The sequence below is a fragment of the Bradyrhizobium pachyrhizi genome, from assembly GCF_029714545.1.
GTDB classification, from domain to species: domain Bacteria; phylum Pseudomonadota; class Alphaproteobacteria; order Rhizobiales; family Xanthobacteraceae; genus Bradyrhizobium; species Bradyrhizobium pachyrhizi.
Map to the genome: position 1 here is coordinate 2085825 of NZ_CP121667.1, position 20187 is coordinate 2106011.

Here is a 20187-nt window from a genome sequence, read left to right on the forward strand (position 1 = left end):
ATCAGGATCATGGCTGCCAAGGAAGTCAAATTTTCAACCGAGGCCCGCGAGCGCATGCTGCGGGGCGTGGACACGCTGGCGAATGCGGTGAAAGTCACCCTCGGCCCGAAGGGGCGCAACGTGGTGATCGAGAAGTCATTTGGCGCGCCGCGCATTACCAAGGATGGCGTTACTGTCGCCAAGGAGATCGAGCTCGAAGACAAGTTCGAGAACATGGGCGCCCAGATGGTGCGCGAGGTTGCGTCGAAGACCAACGACCTCGCCGGTGATGGCACGACCACGGCGACTGTTCTGGCGCAAGCCATCGTCAAGGAAGGCGCGAAATCGGTCGCGGCCGGGATGAACCCGATGGATCTCAAGCGAGGCATCGATCTCGCGGTCGACGCCATCGTCAACGACCTCAAGACCCACGCGAAGAAAGTCACGTCTAATGACGAGATCGCTCAGGTCGGCACTATCTCCGCCAATGGTGACAGCGAGATCGGTCGTTTCCTGGCCGATGCGATGCAGAAGGTGGGCAATGAAGGCGTGATTACGGTCGAGGAGGCCAAACACCTCAACACCGAGCTCGAGGTGGTCGAGGGCATGCAGTTCGACCGCGGTTATGTCTCGCCCTATTTTGTTACGAACACCGAGAAAATGCGTGTCGAGCTCGAAGATCCCTACATCCTGATCCACGAGAAGAAATTGTCCGGCCTGCAGTCGATGCTGCCGCTGCTCGAAGGGGTGGTCCAATCCGGCAAGCCGCTCCTCATCGTGGCCGAGGACGTTGAAGGCGAAGCCCTTGCGACGCTTGTCGTCAACCGTCTGCGTGGCGGACTTAAGGTCGCGGCCGTGAAGGCGCCGGGCTTCGGCGATCGTCGCAAAGCGATGCTTGAGGATATCGCGATCCTCACCGGCGGCACCGCAATCTCCGAGGACCTTGGCATCAAGCTCGAGAACGTAAAGCTCAACATGCTCGGCCGCGCGAAGAAGGTTGTGATCGACAAGGAGAACACGACCATCGTCAACGGTGCCGGCGCCAAGAAGGACATCGAGGCGCGAGTCGCGCAGATCAAGGCCCAGATCGAGGAGACCACTTCCGACTACGATCGCGAGAAGCTGCAGGAGCGGCTGGCGAAGTTGGCGGGCGGTGTGGCGGTCATCCGCGTCGGCGGCGCAACCGAAGTCGAGGTCAAGGAGCGCAAGGACCGTGTCGACGATGCCCTTCACGCGACACGTGCTGCTGTTGAGGAAGGCATCCTTCCCGGTGGCGGCGTGGCGTTGCTGCGTGCGCTGAAGGCGCTCGATGGTATCAAAACGACAAATTCGGACCAGAAGGCGGGCGTCGACATCGTTCGTCGCGCGATCCAGGTCCCGGCCAGGCAGATCATCCAGAATGCGGGTGAGGACGGCTCGCTGGTCGTCGGCAAGCTCCTCGAAAGCAGCAGCTATAGCTGGGGCTTCAATGCGGCGACCGGCGAATATCAGGACCTCGTGAAAGCCGGTGTGATCGATCCGGCCAAGGTCGTGCGAACCGCCCTGCAGGATGCGGCTTCGGTGGCCTCGCTGTTGATCACTACCGAAGCGCTGGTGGCCGACAAGCCCAAGAAAGCTGAGCTTGCTTCAACGGCCGCGCCACCAATGGACTTCTGACAGGAGCCGCGCCCGGCCGCTTGCGTGGCGGCTGGGCGCGATTTTTGCCGGTCAAGGAAACCGAAGATAGATAGGAAGGCATACAGACGCCGCTGCTCGCACGCGGTCTCAAGCTTCGTAACCATCGCATGGGTTAATATTAACGACAGGAGGATGAGATGATCATGGATCACACCATTGGCTCCGCTCGTGCGGAGAAGCGCAAGAACTCCACACAGCGCTTATGGCGCCGTCTTCTGACGGCGTCGCTGGCATCGGCGCTGGCGATGCCATCTTTGGCTGCTTGGGGGCTGAATAGTCCGCCCAGAACGACCGCAATACCCGCTGACGTTCGGCCATCGCCGCCGATTGCGTACCTCGAGTCAATCCGCTGAATGCAGTGGGAAACGAAAGCTCCAAGGCTGAGGATCGACATACTGATGTCGCCCAACGTGACGCCGTGGAGCATCCTGCAACCTGGGCAGGATCGGACCCAACGATGTCCGACCCTTAGCTGACCGCCGTTGAAGTGGAAAGTAGCGCAGGGACTTTGGGCAAAGACCCTGTGCTATTAACCTGTGGTGATGCCGACAGAAGTCGCGCGCCTTTTGAAAGGCCAAAGAGCTTTGGCGACAAGCCTCTGAGATTGCGATAGCGCGGCCAAGGGTCGGTTGTTGACGCTCGCCTTGGACTGCGAGACGAAGGCTAACGAACTGCGAAGCCGGCTGGCAACCTCGCGGTCGGCCAAGGATAAATCGTCCTCTTAGACGATGTTGTCGCCTCGTGTTTTGGCAGGCTGGCAAAGGAATGTTGGTCGCTGTTTATGGTTTCGCGCGATCGCGTCTAGGCGCATGATCGCCTCCAAAACCTTCGCTTGGTCATGCCGATCTTTGCAGCGAGCCGTAGCTGGCTGTGACGGGCCGGTATGCTTCTTCTCGGTCGCCATGATCGCGCCAGCTCCGAGCGCAAGCGAGCACCTCTGAAGTATCGAGAAGGGAAGTTTTCAGCTCTCAGCAGGGCATCGATCGGATCAGGAAGGGGCGGCATCCATGCGGCCTATTGCATCGCGGTAGATCGGCGCGGCAAGGTTTCTGGAGCGCCGCCAACGGAATCATCATGAGTGGCCGGCGAGGATCACCAATTTTTTTTGAGTGGCTCTTGACGCGATCAATCTGCTGCCTAATTTTTGCCGCGCTACCCCAACTTAACGGGGCGGTGTTTGGGTGCCAATCCGGACCCAGACCAGACGGGCACCGGTCGTGTCCCCGGTGCCGTTCATATCCATCTTGCTCCCTGGAGGATTTGGCTATGCGCACATACGACTTCTCTCCTCTCTTCCGGTCAACCATCGGCTTCGACCGTCTTTTCGATCTCGCCGAGATGACCAATCGGTCGGGTGAGGAGGACAACTTTCCCCCCTACAACATTGAACGGCTGGCGGAAGACCGCTATCAGATTGCACTCGCGGTCGCAGGCTTCTCGTCCGACGAGATTTCGGTGACGGCCGAGCAGAACGTACTTACCGTCGAAGGAAACAAGGTCGAAAAGACCGAGCGCGAATACCTCTACCGTGGCATCTCTACCCGGAGGTTCAAGCGGCAGTTCAGCCTGGCCGATTACGTCCAGGTCAAAGGCGCCACATTCGACAACGGGCTCCTCAAGATTGAGCTTGCGCGCGAAATCCCCGAGACCATGAAGCCGCGGCGGATTGCGATCAATGCAGCGCAGACGAGACCGCCGCGACAGCTCGAATCTGCGGCCTGACCCGGCCCGAGCTGCGTGCCGGAAATCGGTACGCAGCCTTCACATCGATATCGTCTACAGGACGGAGGCAGCCATGCGGCCGACGACCGCGCTTACCTGTCTGAATGATCTGAAGCCATCATTCCAAAACCAACGAAAGTTCGAGCATCCGCTGGGAGGTAAGCACCTCGCATGCGCTCGACAATGCGTCGCCTTGCAGCCTAGGAGCCTGCCATGACCGATATCAAGCTACCAAAGCAAGTCGTGGACAGGATTGAAGCCCGGCGGTCGTCAAGGTATTGCTCGAAGGAGACGCAACATTCCAGATTGATCGACCAGCGCCTTGAACAACTGCGAGAGCACCGAAACAACATCCGCCGTTATCGCTGGCTTATGGGTACGCAGCTCTTCGACTTGGAGCGTCAGTTCATCGAGAGGCGCCTCGCCGAGGAGCTTGATGTCATGCAATGTGTGGCATCTAGCGTCCCGCCTCTCGGCGCACGCCCGATGTCGATCCGGGCCGCCGAGACATCGGGAGAAAACCACCCATGATCGACCTTCAGGCGATACTCATTCGCGGTAGCGAGAAGATCATCGGTCATTACCAGTATCTCCTTGATACCGCGACCTCGGAACTGGAGCGCGAGGGCTTTCGCCAACGCATCCACGAGCAGCAACTGCTGGACAAGCTTCGCCAGCCTGAGCTGCGCGCCCGCGCGGCGTGATGGAAGGATTGTTCGGCAGTATGAGTGAGCTGAAGAGTTTACCCTTGGACGAGGCTATCCGACTTCGCTGGGTCTTGCGGGATATTCGCGCCAAACGCTTTGTCGTCAGTCCGCTGGATCCGGCCGACGTTCAGAAGCTCAATCAGATGGGGTTTGTCGAAATTCAGGATACGCTCCCTGTCCTGACGGCCGCGGGTATGGCTGAGATTTGAAATGCAAAAGTTGACCCTCCGCGATGAGCGGATTGCGGAGGTTGAAAGATACACTTGCTTCGCTACTAACCGTCGTATGGAAAGATACAAAGGTGCCGAGCAACTGTAATGGAGTAGTAACTGCGCGCATCGTTGGTCTGCGGCGGAGAATATTGATCATCGACCTGCGCAGGCTCAGGAGTAAAAGATGTCGATCTACCTGCAGACGCAAATCCGCGAAATGAAGCCAACAGAGATTAGCCGTATCGTGACAGCTTACGAACGAACTTTGCATGCACTCTGTGTCAAAGACGGCGACGACCCACTGACGGAAATGATCGCGAAGACGGTCATCAAGGTCGCACAAACGGACATTGCGGACCCTTCGGAAATATCCGCCCGGGCGATCAAGGTACTGGAAATCCGGTAGTGGATGCGAAGCCGAACCAAAGGGAAGTGTCCCGCATGATACTTACTCACGCTTCGGCGATGCAGGCTTGTCCGATATGTGCTCCGTTAAGCCAAGCCGACTGTCGCCCAGTAACGCTGATGGTTGATGAAAATCGTTCGACTGCGTAGCTTGGTCCGCAGCTGACTCTGTTCGGATGCAAGACTTTAATGGCCAAGCGACGCATTTTGACAATCCGACGAGAAGTCTTGTGTGGCCGCATCAAACGATGCGCTGCTATCGCCTTAGAACTTCCGCTAGGCAGCGTGCGAACAGCTCTAGAGAATCTCGAGCGGGAGTATCTGCGTGACCTCGACGCACTGCAGCAGCGGGAGATCTGGCGACGCACTGCAGCAGCGGGAGATCTCGCTCCAGCAAACGGGCAAGAGGTCGATACCATTTCGAACCGAAGCGGCTCGCTTGTATCTTGCCCGCGCAGCGAGGCGACGAAGGAAGGTGACGCGCCATCACTCGGCAAAAGGAGGCACGGACATTACTAAGCTCGGGAAGGGTAGTGCAGAAGGTGATCGCTGACGCGCCTGCAAATGCGCTGTCGTGCGACCTGAGGGCTGAACACGCTCATGGCCGGCAGACCGCCCACAAAGCGGTGACCAGAGAGTCAGATCTCCCCGCGTGGGTCGAAACAAGCCGAATAGAGCTAAGACCTTCTATGTGGGCGCTAACATGGTCTTGCGCGGCCGAGATGAGAGTTTCTACGGCGGATCGATTGCACTAGGGATGCTTCGGATTTAGGTGCAAGCCAGTTTCGATGATCATCACCTGGGTAATCCCGTCTTCAGGGCGGACTCACGATCCATGGAAATCGCTTGGTCCGATCATGGCCACCCTTGGCGATCACCTGGACGCGATCTCGGTCGTGCACGAGACGCAGGCGATAGCCGTCATACTTGATCTCATGAAACCACTAGGGCCAGGCCGGAACCAGTTTCCAACGTCAGCAGTCACGAATTTAAGCATGCTAGGTGCTGAGGGACAGTTTTGCGAGTTAAGCCCCGTCCTCTCTTGGAACTTTTCCGCTCATTCGGTTTTCTGCATTTTTGGTACATCAACGTCAGCTTTGGAGAGAGGAGCTATGAAGCGGCGGCGCAGAGTAAAGCAGATATACCCCCTTGAAGAACGCCTTACCAAGGAAGCCAGAGAGCTACGCAGACGGGCTAAGGCACTCCCCCCAGGTCGAGAGCGCGAGTCGCTGCTAAGACGAGCGAGGCACGACGAAACCACTGCCCATTTGGCGGAGTGGCTTCTGTCCGCAAGCCCGCGTGCGCCGATCTAAGGAGGCCACACCATGCAAATGGATCACCACCATTTCGATGGCGTGGAAGTCGCCTTCGTCTGCGCTGCGGCGGTGTCGTTTGCAGTACTCATCGCCAGTATTACTTGGCTTTTCATGCGATGAGATCTCCCCGATTTTCCGGATGGGATCTGGCGGCGCGATTTGGAAGGCCTGAATGGCGAAGAAAGCGAAGAAGCAGGCCGCGTGCGGCCGCAAGCAGGATCGTGCGCGTCACCGGCGGTCAGGATTACGAGGTGAGCTACGAGGCGAGGAAAACCCGGAAGTCGGCGGCGTCGAAGAAGGCCGTCAAGAAGGTCGGCAATAGCCGCAAGCGAGTTGAGCGCCTGGCTCGGGATGGCGATGAAAAAGTCGCTAGGACGGTACCTTCGAAGCGTCGTTAGCAATGCGTCGCTCGCGGCAGAGCGGCATAGGAGCGATGAACGTGCCCCGGCGCTTGCCCCCGAAGACCCGGGGTACATTCGCGATCATCGCCGTGAACCGGATGAAGCGCTGCTTTCTCCACTGGGATTTCACGCCGGATATCTTGGAGCACTGAGTCGCCCAGCTGCGCACTGGCCCCGGCTTCTGCGATCGCTGGGCCATTTCCTTTTCGGGAACAAAGTTGCAATCGGCGACGTTTAGGCACCGCTTGGTTTTAGTGGTTTCCTTGGCCTCAGCTGGTGCTCCCTCGCTGGGGCCATTTTCTTTTCTGAGCGCAGCCATGACGAACGCCGAGATGTGGATTCTCATCATCGTAGTTTTGGGCGTCATCGGCGTAGTGTTGGTTGGGGATCTTATCTTTTCTTGACGGCTACAGCTTCTTATCGGTTGCTGCGGCATTCGCGAATTAGGGCACGCTATCTGAGTTGCCTATGCAAATGCAGGGAGAGCTTTTCCGTGGCATCCTGTAACCGTGTGTCATCTCACCACATGTAATATCGTTCTGGCACTCGTCGTCGGCGTTGGGCTCCTCCTCTAATAGCCGATCCCTTAGGTGATGACGTCGACCCGGCCCCAGCGGGGTAACCCCTCGCTGGGGCCGTTTCCTAAAAAGCCTCCAACTGGCGCTGGCCTCCGTCTGGGACACTTCGCCGCTCCGTGATTTTACGGAATCAGCATCCGTGCCGTTTGATTCTAGGATTTCAAGTGCCGGGGCTAGTTTTCATTCCGAAGCAATTTTCATTTGTCCGGCAAGGGGCCGTCGCGTGATCGGCCCCTTTTTGATTCAGCGGGTACCCTCGCTGGAGGTATCAAAGTCCGGGCTTGCGAATCGAATTGGGCCTGGCAGGATAGTTGCGCCTATCTGGCAGCGTCGGCCCCAGCACTGGCCCGTCGGCCCCCAGAGTGTTGGGCCATCATTTTGGTTGGACACTCCGTCGAACGTACCAGTGAACTTCGTAAATTACGAAGCGCGATTCACGAAGGTTAACGACGCCGCTCCTGAAACATTGCAACGGTCGCCCTCCTGACAGGGAGAATAGCCATGGAAGACATGAACGGAGTGGAGCGGACATTTGCGTCTGTTACGGTGCTGGGTGTCTTGGTTCTCATCGCCAGCATGACCGCATACGCGTTTAGCTAGGCCGTGTACCTATAAACCCGGCGGCGTCATGTGACTGGTGAGTACGTCCGCTTTACTTCTATAGCGACCATTGCGACCAAGTTCGTGGGGCAGCGCAATATGTCGCGATGGGCCATGAGGAGAGTTGGTGGCTAAGAGCAGCGGAGCCAAGCTATTGGGATTACGTCGGAACGGCGATTTCGCAAACTAGTCCTTCCGCGCGCCAGTCAAAGAGCACCTTGCCGCCAAGTGGGGCGATCGTTCCTTCGATGAGGCGACTACCAAAGCCCTTGCGTTCGGGCGCAGTTACCCTCGGACCGCCCAATTCGGTCCAGCGAAGCATTAGCTGTCCATCCTCGGTGCGTGACCACGCCAATCTAATCCGGCCTTTCGCGTTAGATAGCGCTCCATACTTGGCAGCGTTGGTTGCCAATTCATGTAAAACCACAGCAATCGCCTGCGCAGCGGTGGGTTCTATTACGGTTTGCAGCCCCTCCATCACGATCCGCTTGTCGTGGCCTTCTTGGAGATAAGGGGCGAGCTCCTGCTTGGCGATCGCCGAGACTTCTGCTCCGACCCACCGCGTTTCAACAAACAGCGAGTGAACATTTGCCAACGCTTGGATGCGCCCGCTGATCACTTCCTTGAGGCTCTCGGAGCTGTCAGACCGAGAAAGATTGATAATTGCCTGTACGTTCGCGAGGATGTTCTTGCTTCGGTGCTCCGCCTCGCGAGCCAGAATGCTAATCTGCTCCTGAGTTCGTTTCTGCTCGGTAATATCTCGAGCAATCTTTGATGCGCCAACGATGTTGCCGTGGGCATCTTTGACGGGAGAAACGGTCAGCGAAACGATGATTGAGCTACCATCCTTACGTCGCCGAACAGTCTCAAAATGGTCGATGCGCTCACCTCGTCGAATGCGAGTTAAAATCTGACGTTCTTCGCTTTGTCGGTCCTCCGGGATCACAAGTGTAATAGGCCGGCCGATCGCCTCGGCGGCCGCGTAGCCGAAGATGCGCTCTGCCGCCTTATTCCAGCTTGTAATAATGCCATCGAGATTTTTGCTAACGATCACATCGTCACTGGATTCAACTATGGCGGCCAGCAGATTGGCCAAGCGCTCGGCACGTTCCAGGGCCGGCTCGCTGACGAGAGGTTCGCGTTGAAGTCCCGACTCTCTTTTTGGCGCCAAGATAAGCCCCCAAAACCAGATGCTGCACTGCCGTTGGTGCCCCAATCATAGCACCGAACGCAAAGGCAAGAAGGTCTCCATTGGCACGGTTTCAGCGGTAATTGTCGATCCCTTCTACTCCGTAAGCGTCCAACCGGGGCCTGCCCGGCGCATTTACTTGGCGTGTCAGGAGCCATGTCCCGCTCCAGTTCCGGCCTTATCTTATGTGAAGATTTTTGAAACCGAATCCCTCGATGCCGCTTTTATTGCTCATGCAAAAGGCGACCGAGGTTCATCTAGTCCGCGTGACGACCGATGACGGCGAGGTCCAAATCTGGCTCGCTGCGACCTCGCGCGAAGAAGCCGTTGACCGAGTGCTGGACGCTATCCCGGAGGGATGGGCTGTTAGCCTCATCCATTCAGCGACAGCTCGCCGCCGATCACCTCCCTATCCTCATGGCGATCGGAGAAGTGCGCCGGCATCAGGTGTCCTGAAGAAACGGCTCAGCACTTTGGGGGTGGCCTAGGGCCGGTGCTGAGGCCAGTTGTAGATCGGGCGCGAACCCGACGAGCCATTGTTAGCACGCTCCCCGACTGCTACTTTGTGCGCGGAACGCAGGAACTCACCATAGGACGGAAGCATCTGATTGACGCTTCTGGTCAACCAACCGCCCCCGACTGCCAGAAGAAAACCCGTATCGGCTCGTCTCGCCGACTATGACGGTGGGGCGGAGAAACAATTCCATCTCAGGCTACGGCCTTGGAAACGGCACCACGTCGCCGTCCGCTGCGCGGATCATCGCCCGGGACAGCTCCATGACGGCAAAAGCTTGGTCTTCGAGCGTGCACGTCACACCCTGACGGTTCATTTCGTGGACGATCGCCTCTGCGACCTTCATCAGTCGTGCGGTCTCAGCTTGGGTATCTGTCAGGTACATCAGGCTGCTTTCGAAACGGGCACCACGTCTACGTATGCTGCGCGGATGACGAAGCGGGCCACCTCAAGGGGGGCGCAGCCGAGGTTGGCGACAGTCTTGGCGACCCCTTGTCGATCCAGCTCGGCAACAATCGCCTCGGTCACCTTCATCAGGCGCGCCGTTTCTGCAGTGAGGTCTACCATTGGTCTGTTCTCGAGCTTCGGGCAACCACGACCTTGCCACCTGGTGTGATTATAAGTCTGCGTCCGTTGGAGCAGGTGAGGTCAGATATCGCCCGAGACAAAAACGCGGCGCTCTGAGCAGAAACGGTCACCGCAACCTGACCGCACACCGGGCACAGGTATTGTTTGTTCATAGGGACTACTGTTGAAGACGTCACTGGAGATTGGATCACCACGAAGTCGTTCTCGATCTGTCGCCGCTGATCACGGTTCGGCGCATGATGAGCTGTTCGGATAGAGCGGTGGGGACCGATCCGAGAATCCTCGGCTGGGGAGCTACGAGGCGCGTCTGTCTCCGAGGTGCTCGTCAATGGTCCTCTTTGCTGCGGCAATCGCTTCTCGCGAACTTTGATAGGTCATGGTTCTAATGGTTTGGCCCCTGCGGTCGAGAGGCGCGATCTCAACCAAGAATCCGCCGCCGGGTTGCTCGACGACCACTAGCTGGTGACCCGAATATTCAAGTTCGTCTGCCACTTCGGCGGCCTCCGCCGGTGCATCAAGACAACAATTGTTCTGGTGACAGGGTTCCGACGATGCACGGGGACTTTCTTGCGGCCGGGTTTAATGCGGAGTTCGTTCGCAATGCCACAAGCTGGCCGCGCTTGAACGGGTACGAGAAGGTCTTTTCCCGGGCTGCGCGATCTTGACCGACGCCTTGCGTTGGAGCGGCCGCTAATACGCAATTTGTCGTGCTATTGCGGGCTGCACCAGCAAGCGCAGTAATTCAGCCCATGCGAGACTTTCCCACCAAGATCACGTTCGTCGAGATGCGCGAAACGGGGGCAACGCGCGTCATTGTTTTCTGCAAAGACTACCGCTGTTCTTACAACGTCACAGTGGATGGTCGGTCGCATTCGACCTTATATTGCTGTCCGGCAACCGGGCAGCCTCGTCAGCCCTCAAGCAGGCGGCGCGATCAGACCGGGGCCGTCAGCTCCGCCGCTGTTCCGGCGCTGGAAGGTATCGCAAAGCACCGACAGGCCGCCGCAGACCCCAGCGCATCCACCACGGCGACCGATGCCACTGAGTATCGCTCCGAGGCCTATTGGGATGCCGACGACCATCAATCGGCATGCTGCCATGCGGAGAAAGACGCGGCATGGAATCTGGCTCCAACGACTCCCACCATGGCCAACGTCGCGGCGGTTCTCGAGTACGTGAACCGGTACGAAGACGCGGGCGAGGAATGGCCCGGCACCGACACGATCGGCCCGGAGGGCTGGCACTACAAGCTAAGGCAGACGATGGCCGTTGCAGCCGTCAACTTAGCCTAGCGACCGGTTCACGCCCCGGCGGGTTTCCCCCTTAACGCAATTTCCATTGTTTCCGGCGGTCGACCGCGGCGCGCACTATGTTCGGTCATGGCTTTCACCGCCTCATCTTCGTCGGCGCAAAAAGCGATGCTTCGCCGATCGGCAAACACGAGCCACTGGCGAAGGCCAACTTCCCTGATGACGTACTCGGTCATTTTCGAGCGTCCTGCAGCGAGTGGACCGCATCTTATGCAAACGACGTTGCTGTTCCATTAATCAGAAGCCGGCCCAGCGCTATCGAAGGCGCGGGCCTTGCCGTGACGGGTGCCGCTGTTCGATAAGCCGATTCCGGATCATCTGCCTGACTGGGGGGCGGCCTGGATCTGATCCCAAAAAGTACGCCGCCGGGCTTGAAATGCTGCATCCCGGCGGCGGCCTTCCAGCTGGCCCTGTAATCCCCGCAACACAGCGGTAGCAGGGCGGTCAACACACGCGAGTGATGCAGATCAATCCTACCGACGGGCTTTTGCGCGAAATCACCAGCGGCGATAACCGCCGTGATAGCCGTAACCCCTATGATAGCCGTAGCCCCTGTGCACGTATCCGTAACGACGGACGCCGTAGCCACGATAGCCGTAACCGTAGCCGTACCGCCTGTAGACGGGCGCCGTGCGCACACAGCCGTTCGGGCCGCAGACTACGGCGACGTTCTCGACGTTTGAAGCGGGAGAAAATGTGGCGAGCGGCATCGCCGACGCGCTTGCTGCCGCAGCAAGGCTGCCGAGCGCAGCAAGTCCAACAAGTGCAAATTTAAGTTTCATGGTTTCCTCTCGTGTCTAAGGCCCCCAAACTGTAGGAAGTTGAATGTGAATGCTGGATGAGCAGGCCGGCCGTTTTTGCGTGACGAAAATGCGGCGCGCTTATGCTCTGCGCGGGATGTCCCCAGCGGCCCCCTAGCAGCATCCGGAACGAGGAGGGTGCCAAGGTCCAGACTAGCTAAATGCGATAACGAGCAGGCCCGAGCACAACAGCACAAGGCAGGTCGTGATTAGCGCGAGGAGTCCATCAGACACAAAGTCATGGTTATGCATGATACACCTCCCTGTCGCGGATGGAGGCTGGTCCGAATCTATTAAAGATTTCGGAATCGGGTTTTGGTGAAGGCGGCTAGCTATTGTCTTTGCTGCCCTTCACGAAACCCGTGTGGATCATCGGAATAGTTCCAAGAAAAGACGCCGCCGGTCTCAAAAATACGCGCCCGGCGGCGTTGCCTTCCTGATCTGAGATACTGAAATCCCCAGCGTCAATCTGACTGCACGGCCCGTGCCCGCTCGGCTCATCTCCAGCTGGCGAGATGAACGGCCGAATTTGTGTCCGGCTGGGGAGCGCCCATCGTGGCCCATACGGCAATGCCGATGGCCAGCGCGACCAACATAGTCTTGGTAATGATTTTATTGCCATTCATCCTGGAGACGCCTCTCTCACGCGTGCAGTCGCCAAATCTCAAAAGTACGCCGCCGGGCCCGAAATGGTTTGTCCCGGCGGCGCCCTGTCATTCCCGGCGCTGGGGCCCTGAAAATCCAAGTATCGGTTACCTAGCAGGCCTTTGCGTCAAACGACTGTTGCTTGGCTCACACAGACGTTTGGAAGAAGAGCCGGTGCCTGGGCCGCACGCCAGCTCCTCCCGAAACGGACCGCCATGTGTCATCCCCAACGTCCCGTCCCACAGAAAAGCGTGCGACCCTCTGGTCGCTGATCTCCCAACGACCCCTGTAAAATCGACATCGGTTTTCGGCGCTGGCGGGATCTGGCGGCAAGTCGTGAAGACAAACTTGGCCTTGCTGCATTGCCACCGGTCACCGAGCGCAACATTACTTGTGGCGGGACGGGGCGCAGCCAATACGAAAAGGACGGCGGCGCAGGCCACCAGATTTGCGATCACCAGCACGCGTACTTTGCGAATCCGCCGTGAACCCATCGCCGTCGCTCCTTTCGAGAGAAATGGCGGGGCTAGGCACCGTTCTTCGAGCTGACTTCGCGACGTACGCAAATTGGCTTCGTCGGGAACAAGCGGCAGTACCCGGAGTCATGCATATGCTCCCGCGACAGATTGCCCAACGGTCGGCAGTTAAAAATTGAATTTAAGCATGCCCGAGAGGTAAGTATCAGATTTTGCGAATCTGCGCCGCTTGGTTCGCCAGCCCCTCCGCTAAAATCTCAGCTTGTTCTTTGGTTAGCTTCTCGGCAAAGGGGCCATCTTTTCTTATCTGCGCTGGCCCTTTGAGTTCGCTGTCGTAGACCATCCAACCAGTGCTTCCTTTCCGAACGAGGAAGCGGCTTCGCATCGGGCGTCCAATTAATTCCATTGCAACTACCATCCGTGAAATACCAACCCGGTAATTAACGTCTAGGGTGTGGGCGCCCAGTCATTGAACTATGTGAATTGGCGGCGATCAAGTTCGCAGTGAACTGGAAGCGGCCCCAACCTGGGAGCCGCCAACCCGAGCGATACGGGTTTTCTTCTGGCAGTCGGGGGGCACCTTGGCTGACTAGAAGCGTCAATTAGACGCTATGCCGTCTCGATGGTTCCTTGCCCGCCGGGCGTTCAGGGAAAAAAATCCAGCGAGATTCACAGACGTTATTTCCGGAGCCGGGCCTCATTTGGGAGGCTCCTAGCAACGGGGCACGTAATTTTCATTTCGTATTTTTTCAGCCCTGATAACGACGATCGCTGCTTCTCGGCGGACAGCGGCTCGGCGATCCGACTTGACCCCAGCATGATCCGGATGCTGGGGCCTTTTCGATTAGGAACGAAGTGGATGCAGTGGCATTGGCTGCCCTGTTCTGTGCCGCATCGCTACCGGCACTGAGAACGTCCAGTAAACTGGCCCCAGCTTCCACGGTCGCCGGGGCCGCTTTTCGGGGTGCCCTTAGTCCTTCGGCCGGTGCCGACGAATTTGCGCCCCCCGGCTTTCACGTCCGCGTTCGGCTGATGCGCTTACGTATCCAGCGGTCCTAACCGCAAAAATTTTTTCGACCGGGTTCTTGACAGGGCATCTCCGATTTTTATTTTTCTCGCGCCAGCCCCATCGCGGAGGCTGGGGCCTGGTCGCCCTCGGGGCCAGGCGAGACGGGCACCGGTCGTGTCCGGTGCCGTCCATATCCATCTTGCTCTATGGAGGATTTGGCTATGCGCACATACGACTTCTCTCCCCTGTTCCGGTCGACCATCGGATTCGACCGGCTCTTTGATCTCGCCGAAGCAGCCCACCGGGCCGGCGAAGATCACTACCCGCCCTACAACATCGAACGGCTGTCCGAAGACCGCTATCAGATCGTGCTCGCGATCGCCGGTTTTGCGCCCGACGAAATTTCTGTTACGGCGGAGCAGAACGTTCTGACTGTCGAAGGCGTCAAGGTCGAAAAGGCCGAGCGCGAATACATCTATCAGGGCATCTCGACGCGCAGGTTCAAGCGCCAGTTCAGCCTGGCCGATTACGTCGAGGTCAAGAGCGCGGCGTTCGACAACGGGCTTCTCAGGATCGAGCTGGCGCGCGAGGTGCCGGAGGCGATGAAGCCGCGACGCATCGCCATCAATCCGGCATCAAACACGGCGCCCCGACAGCTGGAAAGCGTCGCCGCATGATCGAAACGGCGAAGCCGCGTCCGACGAACGGGACGCGGCTTCGTCTTCTCAGCAACTCGTCTTTCGAACGGAGGCATCCATGCGGCCGACGACCGCGCCTGCTCATAACGTTATTGGCTTTCATCTGCCGATTGGCGATTACCACCAATATGAGACCCCGCACGATGTGGTGCGGGATCCTCGCCTGAGCCTCGCCGAGAGGCGCGCTTTCTTGGCATCCTGGGCCTCGGACGCCAGCGCTGTAGCGTCCAATCCCGCCTTGCGGGCACCCAAGGGGCTCAAATCGCCCGTTCCTGTCCGCGACATCCTCGACGCGCTTCGCGCGCTCGACGGCGATCCGCGCCATCCGCCAGGCGGCCGGCCTGCCCGCCTGCGCTCCGTCGACCGCTGCCTGGCTGCATAGGAGCGCGAGATGACAGACATCAGGCTACCGAAGCAGGTCATCGACCGCCTCGAGGGACGCTGGCGGTCAAGATTTGGACAGGCAAAGCGCCGGAGCTCAGAACTGTTCGACCACCGGCTTGAACAGCTGCGCGCTCACCGCAACAATATTCATCGGTATCGGCGACTGCTGCAGACCCAGCTCTCCGACCTTGAGCGTGAATTCATTGAAAGACGGCTCGCCGAAGAAGTCACGGCGATGCAAGGCCTCGCGGCCGACATTCCGCCACTTCCCTCCTCGTTCGATCGCGCGGCTTGCGAGGAGATCACGTCATGAATGGGCTGCAACAACTGCTCATAAGAGGCAGCGAAAAAGTCATCGGTCACTATCAATTCCTGCTGGATAGCGCGACCTCGGAACAAGAGCGCGAACGCTATCGACGGAGGATCGAGGAAGAACGCCGGATACTAGGCCGGTTGCTCGATAGCGACGTTCAATCGACATGCGCCGCGTGAAGCATCGCGTTCGCGCCGGGCTGGCGCCGGTAGGCACGACTGTAGCGCTGCTCGACAGGCAGGGCAGAAATGACCAGACTGTGTCTCAGTCGGCCTTGCGGCGCGGCTTGGCGGGCGCCTTCTTCGCCTTGGTGGATTTCGCGGGCGGCGCCTTGCCACCGCTCTGGATGCTCTGCTTCAAGGCGTCCATCAGGTTGAATACGCTGCTCGGGTCGGGCTCGTTGTTCCCCGATTTGCCGCGACGGAACTGCGGCGCGATTGGGAGGCCTGAATGGCGAAGAATGCAAGAAGCAGATCGCGCGTGGTCGCAAGCAGGACCGTGCGCGCGTCGCCGGCGGGCAGGATTACGAGGTGAGCTATGAGGCGAAGAAAGCCCGGAAGTCGGCAGCGTCGGTGAAGAAGGCCGTCAAGAAGGTCGGCAACAACCGCAAGCAAGTTGAACATAGGAACGGCGCCTTCGATGCGTCGTTAGCAATGCGCCGCTCCTCGGCAGAGCGACATCGGACGAATGAACGTGCCCCGGCTCTTGCCCCCGAAGATTCGGGGCATGTTCGCGAAAGGCGCGGTTTCGTCAGTTAGAAGGGGCGCAGTCTAGCGCCCTGATCTGACCTATTGCGTTGAAGGCCAGCATCGCTCCGTTTTCTGACTTGTCAGCCCCTCGGCTACAATCTCAGCTTGTTCTTTGGTGAGCTTCTCGGCAAAGCGGCCATTTTTCTTTATCTGCGCTGGCCCCTTGAGCTCGCTGTCGTAGACCATCCAGCCAGTGCTTCCTCTTCGAACGAGGTACCGGCCTCGCATCGGTCTGCCAATAAATTCCATTTGCAACCACCACCTGTGAAAACTCGCCCCGCGATTTGTCCGTGATGAGATGACACTCATTGAACTATGTGAACGAGCGGCCATCAAAACAAAAGCGGCCCCAACCGGGGGCCGCCAACCCGAGCGATACGGGTTTTCTTCTGGCAGTCGGGGGGGGGGCACCTTGGCTGACCAGAAGCGTCAATTAGACGCTATGCCGTCTCGATGGTTCCTTGCCCGCCGGGCGTTCAGGGAAAAAAATCCAGCGAGATTCACAGACGTTATTTCCGCAGCTGGGCCTCATTTGGGAGGCTCCTAGCAACGGGGCACGTAATTTTCATTTCGTATTTTTTCGGCCCTGATAACGACGATCGCTGCTTCTCGGCGGACAGCGGTTCGGCGATCCGACTTGGCCCCAGCATGATCCGGATGCTGGGGCCTTTTCGATTAGGAACGAAGCGGATGCATCGGCATTGATCGGCCTGTTCGGTGCCGCATCGCTACCGGCATTGAGAACGCCCAGCCACTGGCCCCAGCTTCCACAGTCGCTGGGGTCTTTTTCTTCGAATGTTTCTCAGGTTGAATTTCGCAGCGCCAAGAGCCGTTTCAAGGGCGCTCTCGAATAGCGCCTGCGCTTGCTCGAACATTTCGAGCAATTCCCGAGCCTCTGCCTCATTATAACACGTGCCCCTCGCAATCCGCTCGCGTTGGTTTGCCACAATGCGACGCCCATCCTGAACATGCTTTTCTGCGACTGTTATTTGCTCATCTAAAGTTGGCATGAGCTCTGGCCTGCAAATCTTCGGCTCCACCCATATTATCCGGTTCCGGGCGACAGAATAAAATGGCAATTGCAAAGGGAGGCGCTAACGTTGGTTTGTCGGGTTCGCGCCCGACCATCCCACTGGCCTCAGCGCCGGCCTCAAGGCCCCCAAAGGTGCTGGGGCCTTTTCTATGGCTGCTAGGAACGAGCATGGCCGAAGCTTGTTCATCTGACGAATGCGGCACATCAGCCCGACCAAGCCGCATTCTGACAGTGTGAGTGGAAAGCCCCATGGCCCCAGCGTGCTCCCAAGCGCTGGGGCCTTTTCGGTTCGGAACAACTTGCAACTAACGTAGTTTAGGATCGGTACGACGAGGAGTGGGACTAACCTACCGGCCTCAGCGCTCTCCCGGGCGCCGGGGCCGTTTCTTATGACACGGTCCCTGACATGCTTAAGTGAATGCGGAAACCTCCAGCCGGCCTCACCCGCAAGACACCGGGGTGGCAAACTTCAAAGAGCATTGCTAATCGAGGCGCGGGGGTCACGCCCCCGACATCAAAAAGGAACACTTGGCCCCGGCTTCCCGCTGGGGCCGTTTTTTGTTAGGCAGCCGATTCGCTTGTGCAAATACTGGAACATGGGCGCTGGCACAGACTACACATGTTCAGGTTCGATCACGTTGATGGTGTTGAGTCCAGCTTGCTTGGCGACGCTATCGTTTATCGCTCTCATCGTCGGCGTCACGGCTCTTCTGATCGGCTGAACTGGCGTAACTCCTCATGGATGATCCAAGCAAAGAAAAAAGTCCGGCTCGCGCCGGACTTCGTAGTTCAGGCCGAATTTCGAGATAGCGCTGCTTTTCGCCTGCCGCGACGTCGAGAGCCTTTCAGCACCTCATTCACGCGACCGGGATTGTCTGCGGCGATGGATGGAGAATGGAGAGGCCGCCAACTGAAGCGGCCTCAGCCCAAAGGCGAGCGCAACCATTCGGTCATCTGGGCGGCAGCGTCGTTCTGCCGGGCCTTCTTCAGCAGCATCTCTTTCTCGATACCTGGGGGAAGAGTCTTAGCTTCTTGACGCAGGCTCTTGGCCTCTTCGGTAAGACGCTCTTCGAGGGAAGTGATCTGCCTCACGCGGCGGCGGCGCTTCTTCATGGCGCAGCTCCGTTTCTTGGTTTGTCACAATGAGCGTCAACCAGCGGGTAGGAGCGCCGTTCCTAGAGTGGTTTCCTTGGCCTCAGCAGGTGCTCCCTCGCTAGGGCCGTTTTCTAGCAAGCCGCCAACTGGGGGCGACTCTTCCGCGTCGTTGTTTTGCGGAACGGGGCGATTGTCGGACTTCCTCGCCTCCAATTTGATCAGCTTTAGTCTGGCACTCAGTCGGCGCAACCTGGCTCGTGCCCGCTTGGCTGGGTATCAAGTTGGACGCCCACGGTCCTGCGCTTCGCCATATTTGCTTTCCTCTTGCGGGAAAGGCTCCAGCGTCTTGCGGCCGAGGAAACTGTCTGCCGGCAGCTTGAGTAGATCAACCGCCCGCGCCACGATCTCCTCAACAAGCGCGATCTGCTTGGTAATTGCTTCAATATGCGATGGAAATTTGACCGGCATAGTCACGCTCTCCGGTGATGACGTTATAACGCGCCAAACACATAGGTTGCTAGCTAGGCGGCCGATCGATCCTCCTTGTCCGGTCCGTCGCCCAACGACCTTGAGCAGCTCGTCGGGCAAGGGACGCTGCAGCGCCTTGGCCTCGTCCCACGGCGCGCGCATCCAGACGTCGCGCTCTTCAGCGGTGGATCAGCGGCATCCCCTTCGGGTGAATCGGCGCCACGACGCTGTTCGGCTCGGTGGTCAGGAAGCCGTAGACCAAATGCGGGCCGGGCACCGGTTTGGCCTTGGTGCCGCGGTGGATTGCCAGTTATGAATGGGTGGGACGAGAAGTGGTGCATTCTCATTCTGCCATGTGCCTTTGAGTTCTTCCCAACCTGCAAGGCGCGGACGGGTTCGTTGGCCGGATGTCTGGCTGCCCGATCGTTGCTCGAGCTTCGCTTCAGGCGCGACGCTTTCCGTGACTGGGGACTTCGGTCATTATAGACTATCCGCGAACTGCATCCGGATGGCTGAAGATTTCGAATGCGCTTCCACGCGCAACAGCAATTAAGGTAATTCCGCACGCCTCAGCCGCGCGGACCGCGAGCGCCGTCGGAGCCGACACCGCAACGAGCATGGGACAGCCGATCGCGGCAGCCTTTTGTACAAGCTCGATGGAGACGCGACTTGTCAGGACGATCGCGCCTTCGCCGGCGGAGATGTTGGTGGAGGCGAGCGTGCCAGCGAGCTTGTCCAACGCATTGTGGCGACCGACATCCTCGCGGACTGCGACCAGTTCTTGATTGGGATGGAAGAAGCCGGCCGCATGCGTGGCGCGCGTCGCGCGGTTGAGCCTCTGGGCGTCCGACAATGCGAGCAGGGCGCTCTCGACTTGCCGAGCACGGATAGTGATAGACCTCGTCAAGTGCGGCGCCGGACGCATGGCGTCCGCGAGGCTTTCGATGCCACAAAGGCCGCAGCCGGTCGGACCCACTAAGCGCCGCTGGCGCCGTCTGAAACGCTGTTCGCTAGTGCCGGCAAGCCACATGCGCAGCTCAACGCCTGACGGCCCTGAAATGATGTCGAGGGACTTCAGGCCAGAGACATTGTCGATGATGCCTTCGGTCAGGCTGAAGCCCAGCGCAAGATCCTTGAGGTCGGCGGGAGTCGCCATGACCACGGCGGCCGTCGTGCCGTTGTATACCAACGCGACGGGACACTCCTCTGCGAGAGTTCGCTGCGCTTCCAAGCCATCTTGATCTCTCCGCAGCGTCTCGACGGTGGGGTCTGGTAGGTGATGAAGGCTGTCGTTGGAGATCGGCAATTTCCGCATGGAC

At 58.7% G+C, this 20187-nt stretch carries 22 protein-coding genes and 3 pseudogenes; 12 read left to right on the forward strand and 13 right to left on the reverse strand.

Translation table 11 applies throughout. The annotated features are described in order from the left end of the window. Positions 1-9: 9 nt before the first annotated feature. From groL to QA639_RS09615, 7 genes and pseudogenes are all read left to right on the forward strand, one after another. Positions 10-1635, forward strand: a complete 1626-nt coding sequence (gene groL / locus QA639_RS09580; protein WP_028337190.1) for a chaperonin GroEL — start codon at positions 10-12, stop codon at positions 1633-1635. Between the two features lie 1287 nt (positions 1636-2922). After that, positions 2923-3378, forward strand: a complete 456-nt coding sequence (locus tag QA639_RS09585; RefSeq protein ID WP_283089642.1) for an Hsp20 family protein — start codon at positions 2923-2925, stop codon at positions 3376-3378. 213 nt (positions 3379-3591) lie between these two features. Then, positions 3592-3909, forward strand: a complete 318-nt coding sequence (locus QA639_RS09590; protein WP_283089643.1) for a hypothetical protein — start codon at positions 3592-3594, stop codon at positions 3907-3909. Then, the gene (locus QA639_RS09595; RefSeq protein WP_283089644.1) at positions 3906-4082 is read left to right on the forward strand and encodes a hypothetical protein; all 177 of its coding nucleotides are present in this window, start codon (positions 3906-3908) and stop codon (positions 4080-4082) included. Before QA639_RS09590 ends, QA639_RS09595 begins: the two co-directional genes overlap by 4 nt. Positions 4083-4102: 20 nt before the next feature. Continuing rightward, on the forward strand, positions 4103-4294 hold the full coding sequence (locus QA639_RS09600; protein ID WP_028352357.1) for a hypothetical protein: 192 nt from the start codon (positions 4103-4105) through the stop codon (positions 4292-4294). Between the two features lie 187 nt (positions 4295-4481). After that, positions 4482-4703, forward strand: a complete 222-nt coding sequence (locus QA639_RS09605; protein WP_028337184.1) for a hypothetical protein — start codon at positions 4482-4484, stop codon at positions 4701-4703. A gap of 1487 nt (positions 4704-6190) precedes the next feature. Further along, positions 6191-6416: pseudogene (locus tag QA639_RS09615) on the forward strand (DUF3606 domain-containing protein). On the opposite strand, the gene QA639_RS09620 reads toward QA639_RS09615, so the two are convergent. From QA639_RS09620 to QA639_RS09635, 4 genes are all read right to left on the reverse strand, one after another. Continuing rightward, positions 6388-6738, reverse strand: a complete 351-nt coding sequence (locus QA639_RS09620) for a hypothetical protein (protein ID WP_283090725.1) — start codon at positions 6736-6738, stop codon at positions 6388-6390. The pseudogene QA639_RS09615 and the gene QA639_RS09620 overlap by 29 nt on opposite strands. 1019 nt (positions 6739-7757) lie before the next feature. Then, positions 7758-8693, reverse strand: a complete 936-nt coding sequence (locus QA639_RS09625) for a PAS domain S-box protein (RefSeq protein WP_283089645.1) — start codon at positions 8691-8693, stop codon at positions 7758-7760. 806 nt (positions 8694-9499) lie between these two features. Next, positions 9500-9685 (reverse strand): hypothetical protein, encoded by a 186-nt coding sequence (locus QA639_RS09630; RefSeq protein ID WP_283089646.1) that lies wholly within the window; start codon positions 9683-9685, stop codon positions 9500-9502. Next, positions 9685-9867, reverse strand: a complete 183-nt coding sequence (locus QA639_RS09635) for a hypothetical protein (protein ID WP_283089647.1) — start codon at positions 9865-9867, stop codon at positions 9685-9687. Before QA639_RS09635 ends, QA639_RS09630 begins: the two co-directional genes overlap by 1 nt. A gap of 770 nt (positions 9868-10637) precedes the next feature. Between QA639_RS09635 and QA639_RS09640 the strand changes: the two genes are divergently transcribed. Next, a complete protein-coding gene (locus QA639_RS09640; RefSeq protein WP_283089648.1) occupies positions 10638-11180 on the forward strand; it encodes a hypothetical protein in 543 nt (180 codons plus the stop codon). A gap of 8 nt (positions 11181-11188) precedes the next feature. Here the strand turns inward: QA639_RS09640 and QA639_RS09645 are convergent, their stop codons facing one another. The 3 genes from QA639_RS09645 to QA639_RS09655 all read right to left on the reverse strand — a co-directional run bounded on the left by QA639_RS09645 (position 11189) and on the right by QA639_RS09655 (position 13462). Beyond that, entirely contained in the window at positions 11189-11374 is a 186-nt protein-coding gene (locus tag QA639_RS09645) for a hypothetical protein (RefSeq protein ID WP_028337870.1), read from the reverse strand. Positions 11375-11695: 321 nt separating this feature from the next. Further along, the gene (locus QA639_RS09650; RefSeq protein ID WP_283089649.1) at positions 11696-11980 is read right to left on the reverse strand and encodes a hypothetical protein; all 285 of its coding nucleotides are present in this window, start codon (positions 11978-11980) and stop codon (positions 11696-11698) included. 1344 nt (positions 11981-13324) lie between these two features. After that, the gene (locus QA639_RS09655; protein ID WP_244481700.1) at positions 13325-13462 is read right to left on the reverse strand and encodes a hypothetical protein; all 138 of its coding nucleotides are present in this window, start codon (positions 13460-13462) and stop codon (positions 13325-13327) included. Positions 13463-14349: 887 nt separating this feature from the next. Here QA639_RS09655 and QA639_RS09660 point away from each other — a divergent pair. Together QA639_RS09660 and QA639_RS09665 are read left to right on the forward strand one after the other, a co-directional pair. After that, on the forward strand, positions 14350-14805 hold the full coding sequence (locus QA639_RS09660; RefSeq protein ID WP_283089650.1) for an Hsp20 family protein: 456 nt from the start codon (positions 14350-14352) through the stop codon (positions 14803-14805). 79 nt (positions 14806-14884) lie between these two features. Beyond that, positions 14885-15208, forward strand: a complete 324-nt coding sequence (locus QA639_RS09665; RefSeq protein ID WP_283089651.1) for a hypothetical protein — start codon at positions 14885-14887, stop codon at positions 15206-15208. A gap of 96 nt (positions 15209-15304) precedes the next feature. Here QA639_RS09665 and QA639_RS41735 read toward each other — a convergent pair whose 3' ends face one another. Beyond that, positions 15305-15451 carry a hypothetical protein gene (locus QA639_RS41735; RefSeq protein WP_317250079.1) on the reverse strand — a complete coding sequence of 49 codons (147 nt, stop codon included), beginning with the start codon at positions 15449-15451 and terminating at the stop codon, positions 15305-15307. A 68-nt stretch (positions 15452-15519) separates the two neighbouring features. Here QA639_RS41735 and QA639_RS09675 point away from each other — a divergent pair, with 68 nt between their 5' ends. Both QA639_RS09675 and QA639_RS09680 read left to right on the forward strand, forming a co-directional pair. Further along, on the forward strand, positions 15520-15702 hold the full coding sequence (locus QA639_RS09675; protein ID WP_028337866.1) for a hypothetical protein: 183 nt from the start codon (positions 15520-15522) through the stop codon (positions 15700-15702). 267 nt (positions 15703-15969) lie between these two features. Next, a pseudogene (locus QA639_RS09680) lies at positions 15970-16155 on the forward strand (DUF3606 domain-containing protein); the annotation flags it as partial. Between the two features lie 156 nt (positions 16156-16311). Here QA639_RS09680 and QA639_RS09685 read toward each other — a convergent pair. The 5 genes and pseudogenes from QA639_RS09685 to fdhD form a co-directional block, all read right to left on the reverse strand. Further along, on the reverse strand, positions 16312-16458 hold the full coding sequence (locus QA639_RS09685; protein WP_244481699.1) for a hypothetical protein: 147 nt from the start codon (positions 16456-16458) through the stop codon (positions 16312-16314). 1768 nt (positions 16459-18226) lie between these two features. Then, positions 18227-18418, reverse strand: coding sequence for a hypothetical protein (locus QA639_RS09690; protein WP_283089652.1), 192 nt, complete (start codon positions 18416-18418; stop codon positions 18227-18229). A 258-nt stretch (positions 18419-18676) separates the two neighbouring features. Next, entirely contained in the window at positions 18677-18868 is a 192-nt protein-coding gene (locus QA639_RS09695) for a hypothetical protein (RefSeq protein WP_283090726.1), read from the reverse strand. Between the two features lie 53 nt (positions 18869-18921). Further along, positions 18922-19166: pseudogene (locus QA639_RS09700) on the reverse strand (SOS response-associated peptidase); the annotation flags it as partial. 189 nt (positions 19167-19355) lie between these two features. Beyond that, positions 19356-20183, reverse strand: a complete 828-nt coding sequence (gene fdhD, locus QA639_RS09705; RefSeq protein ID WP_283089653.1) for a formate dehydrogenase accessory sulfurtransferase FdhD — start codon at positions 20181-20183, stop codon at positions 19356-19358. Positions 20184-20187 lie beyond the last annotated feature (4 nt).

Excerpts from the sequence above, each read along its gene's own strand:
- groL (WP_028337190.1), top strand. The coding sequence starts at position 10 with ATGGCTGCCAAGGAAGTCAAATTTTCAACCGAGGCCCGCGAGCGCATG.
- QA639_RS09585 (WP_283089642.1), top strand. The coding sequence starts at position 2,923 with ATGCGCACATACGACTTCTCTCCTCTCTTCCGGTCAACCATCGGCTTC.
- QA639_RS09590 (WP_283089643.1), top strand. The coding sequence starts at position 3,592 with ATGACCGATATCAAGCTACCAAAGCAAGTCGTGGACAGGATTGAAGCC.
- QA639_RS09595 (WP_283089644.1), top strand. The coding sequence starts at position 3,906 with ATGATCGACCTTCAGGCGATACTCATTCGCGGTAGCGAGAAGATCATC.
- QA639_RS09600 (WP_028352357.1), top strand. The coding sequence starts at position 4,103 with ATGAGTGAGCTGAAGAGTTTACCCTTGGACGAGGCTATCCGACTTCGC.
- QA639_RS09605 (WP_028337184.1), top strand. The coding sequence starts at position 4,482 with ATGTCGATCTACCTGCAGACGCAAATCCGCGAAATGAAGCCAACAGAG.
- QA639_RS09620 (WP_283090725.1), bottom strand. The coding sequence starts at position 6,738 with ATGGCTGCGCTCAGAAAAGAAAATGGCCCCAGCGAGGGAGCACCAGCT.
- QA639_RS09630 (WP_283089646.1), bottom strand. The coding sequence starts at position 9,685 with ATGTACCTGACAGATACCCAAGCTGAGACCGCACGACTGATGAAGGTC.
- QA639_RS09635 (WP_283089647.1), bottom strand. The coding sequence starts at position 9,867 with ATGGTAGACCTCACTGCAGAAACGGCGCGCCTGATGAAGGTGACCGAG.
- QA639_RS09640 (WP_283089648.1), top strand. The coding sequence starts at position 10,638 with ATGCGAGACTTTCCCACCAAGATCACGTTCGTCGAGATGCGCGAAACG.
- QA639_RS09645 (WP_028337870.1), bottom strand. The coding sequence starts at position 11,374 with ATGACCGAGTACGTCATCAGGGAAGTTGGCCTTCGCCAGTGGCTCGTG.
- QA639_RS09650 (WP_283089649.1), bottom strand. The coding sequence starts at position 11,980 with ATGAAACTTAAATTTGCACTTGTTGGACTTGCTGCGCTCGGCAGCCTT.
- QA639_RS09655 (WP_244481700.1), bottom strand. The coding sequence starts at position 13,462 with ATGGTCTACGACAGCGAACTCAAAGGGCCAGCGCAGATAAGAAAAGAT.
- QA639_RS09660 (WP_283089650.1), top strand. The coding sequence starts at position 14,350 with ATGCGCACATACGACTTCTCTCCCCTGTTCCGGTCGACCATCGGATTC.
- QA639_RS09665 (WP_283089651.1), top strand. The coding sequence starts at position 14,885 with ATGCGGCCGACGACCGCGCCTGCTCATAACGTTATTGGCTTTCATCTG.
- QA639_RS09675 (WP_028337866.1), top strand. The coding sequence starts at position 15,520 with ATGAATGGGCTGCAACAACTGCTCATAAGAGGCAGCGAAAAAGTCATC.
- QA639_RS09685 (WP_244481699.1), bottom strand. The coding sequence starts at position 16,458 with ATGGTCTACGACAGCGAGCTCAAGGGGCCAGCGCAGATAAAGAAAAAT.
- QA639_RS09690 (WP_283089652.1), bottom strand. The coding sequence starts at position 18,418 with ATGAAGAAGCGCCGCCGCCGCGTGAGGCAGATCACTTCCCTCGAAGAG.
- QA639_RS09695 (WP_283090726.1), bottom strand. The coding sequence starts at position 18,868 with ATGCCGGTCAAATTTCCATCGCATATTGAAGCAATTACCAAGCAGATC.
- fdhD (WP_283089653.1), bottom strand. The coding sequence starts at position 20,183 with ATGCGGAAATTGCCGATCTCCAACGACAGCCTTCATCACCTACCAGAC.